We start from the raw sequence: 2796 nt of genomic DNA on the forward strand, positions 1-2796 counted from the left end.
ATATTCAATATTCCGTAAATATTTAAAAATACTAATCCAACAATTCCAACAACAATTTAACTATTTGATTTATATGTATTTAAAGTGTAGAAATGCCGTTGGAAAGCGTTGGAAAGCGTTGGAAATAATAACTAAGTTCCAACACTTTCTACAAAAAAAATCAAATAACTTATTGATTTTCAACAATGTGGATTTGTTGGAAATGTAGAAACAAAATTTATCATTTATGAAAACAAAAAAAAGAGAACGAAAAAAAACATTTGACAATTCATTTACAGATTACAGACCAGCCAAAGTTAGACCTTGCAAGGATTGGATTATTGTTTATTACTGCTACAATCCACACGAAGAAAAATTAGTTCGTTGCCGGTTAAGAGTTCCACCCAATGACAATATTGTTGAACGAAAAAAAACAGCCTCTCAAATGGCCAAAACAATTAATGAGAATTTAAAAAAAGGGTGGTCACCGTTTAAAAATGAATCAAGAAATTTATTTATGACATTTGAAGAAGTGAAGCAAGAATTTTTAAATGTACTCAAAAAAGAAGTAAATGACGGCGTTAAGAGACCGGATACATTACGAAGCTATAGTTCAATGCTTAGCATTTTTGAGTCATTTTTTTTGAAAAAATACTCATCAAAATACATTTATGACCTGAATAGAGAATTCATTTTTAAATATCTTGATTGGGTATACTCTAAAGGAAACTCACCTACGTCCTACAACAATTATTTGACCTTTACAAAAGTGTTTTGCAATTTCCTTTTTTCCCGCGGCTACACAAGAGAGAATCCGGCACAAGGAATTCCTAGAAAAAGAAAACTCGAAAAAATTCGAAAAGTAATTCCTGAAGACAAAAAAGCTATTATTTCAGAATACTTAAAAGAGTCTGATTTTGGTTTTTTTGTTCTCTGCATGTGTACTTACTATGCATTCATTAGAGGAACCGAATTGACAAAATTAAAAGTATCTGATGTAGACTTAAAAAATAATGTTTTCTACATATCCGGGGAACAGAGTAAAAACAAAACTGCTGCAACAGTGACCATCCCTAACAAATTAAAAGAACTTCTTGAGTTGTACTTGCAAGGCGTAGATATAAATGATTGCAACACCTATTTATTTGACTGCAACTTTAATCCGGGAATCGAAAAGCTTACACCTTCAAAAATCAATCATAGATGGACTAAATACCGTAAAAAAATGAAACTGGGTAAAGAGTTTAAATTTTACTCTTTAAAAGACACCGGTATAACGGATTTGTTGATTGCGGGAGTTCCATCAATCAAAGTGAGAGACCAAGCAAGACATTCAAGTCTAAAAATAACAGAACTTTATACTCCAAGGATTGCAAACTGTGATCCGGTGGTGAAAAATGCTAATTTTGAGTTTTGAGTAATCATTGAGTACAACCAATTTAAAACTGGTTTCGGTTGAAGTGGTTGGAAGTTAAGTTAGCATGGTTTTTGCGAAGTCTTTTGCATATCGGTATACAATGTGCGTAAATTGCTAATCAGCGGTTAAATATGTCATATAACGTTATTCCAAAATTTTATAAAATAAAAACGGCTAATAATTGTATATTTGTATCAGAATATTATATTTGTTGCGGATTACGCATTTACAGCCTTATATTATTATCTAAAAACAACCAAACATGACTTCAGAAAATATAGATAATAACAATTCCAAAATTTTTAATCAAGAAACTTGGTTTGATGAGTTTGTTGGCAGTATTAGGTTAGATGAACAGTTGTTGAAAAATGACTTAATGGAGCCGGAAAAAAAGCAAATGTATCAAAAGCTTTTCGATGGCAATATGGAAGCCGTTATTGTCGATGCACGAAAAATGTCAACGCAGTATTTTATTTCTGGACTACTTAACGATTACGTCAAAGAACTTTCTTCAATGAAGCACAATCCTAAAAAACTAGGCTTAGAGCTTTCAAATAGTAAAGTTTTAGTTTGGGCTGAAATCTACAATAACGATGAGGAAGCAGAAAAAGCACTTATTCTTGCCCAAGCGAAGGTGAATGCGCAATACAGTAAATATGGTTTTGCAATTAGTTCAACAATTGTTGAAGAATGCGACCAATTGGCAGTTCCTAATCATTATCACAATGTTGCAATTCCTGCAAAATAAAACTTGGCATCTTTTGATGAACATATAGCCCAAGCTAAGAGCAATCTTGACTATTTATCAAGGATAAATTCCCTTATAAATGACCGTTGGGATTGGCAAGTTACAACGTGCTTTTATACCGCTTTGCACCTTATGAACGCTCATATTGCCAAAAAAGCAAATAAAAATTATCTTAGCCATACTAGAGTTGATTTAGCGTTAAATCCTTATGGCCTTTCGGTTGCAAAACTAGATGAAGACACTTATGCTTCTTACAATTCATTGGCAAACCTATCAAGGCGTTCTCGATATTTGCTTACTGAAAATAAAAATCAAGTTGACACAGAGGTTGATATACAACGTCAATGCTTAACCTACAGTACACATTTTAAGAAAGCCGTGCATCACTTAGACAAAATACTTTTATTTTTTCAAAAAGAGTATGGCGCTGATTTTGGCAAAACAAATTTAAAATGTATTGATTTAAATGGTTTGCAATTTACAAATTTCACTATTCAAAATACCTAATTTTCACTTTTACTCAAATTGTTTACGCGGAGTTACGCTATTTTTTAGATAAAATTTTCGGCAAATTTTCGGCAAAAAACAAAACAAAAAACCCTTAAAGTATTGACTTTAAGGGTTTTGCAATTTTTAAAAGTGCGGGTAATAG

The 2796-nt window shown here is 31.9% G+C and carries 4 protein-coding genes; all 4 read left to right on the plus strand.

Going from position 1 to position 2796, the window contains the following annotated elements:
- On the plus strand, window positions 1–208 hold a 208-nt coding region (locus C0512_RS14990), incomplete at its 5' end, for a hypothetical protein (RefSeq protein WP_290863015.1).
- 18 nt (window positions 209–226) lie between these two features.
- On the plus strand, window positions 227–1396 hold the full coding sequence (locus C0512_RS14995; RefSeq protein ID WP_290863017.1) for a site-specific integrase: 1170 nt from the start codon (window positions 227–229) through the stop codon (window positions 1394–1396).
- A gap of 262 nt (window positions 1397–1658) precedes the next feature.
- Complete coding sequence (locus C0512_RS15000; RefSeq protein ID WP_290863019.1) at window positions 1659–2144, plus strand: hypothetical protein; 486 nt, start codon at window positions 1659–1661, stop codon at window positions 2142–2144.
- Between the two features lie 3 nt (window positions 2145–2147).
- Window positions 2148–2651 (plus strand): hypothetical protein, encoded by a 504-nt coding sequence (locus tag C0512_RS15005; RefSeq protein WP_290863020.1) that lies wholly within the window; start codon window positions 2148–2150, stop codon window positions 2649–2651.
- Window positions 2652–2796: the final 145 nt, after the last annotated feature.

The organism is Flavobacterium sp., from assembly GCF_013822155.1.
Lineage (GTDB): Bacteria > Bacteroidota > Bacteroidia > Flavobacteriales > Flavobacteriaceae > Flavobacterium.

What these genes read in the sequence shown, in the direction of transcription:
- C0512_RS14995 (WP_290863017.1), top strand. Translation starts at nt 227, where the DNA reads ATGAAAACAAAAAAAAGAGAACGAAAAAAAACATTTGACAATTCATTT.
- C0512_RS15000 (WP_290863019.1), top strand. Translation starts at nt 1,659, where the DNA reads ATGACTTCAGAAAATATAGATAATAACAATTCCAAAATTTTTAATCAA.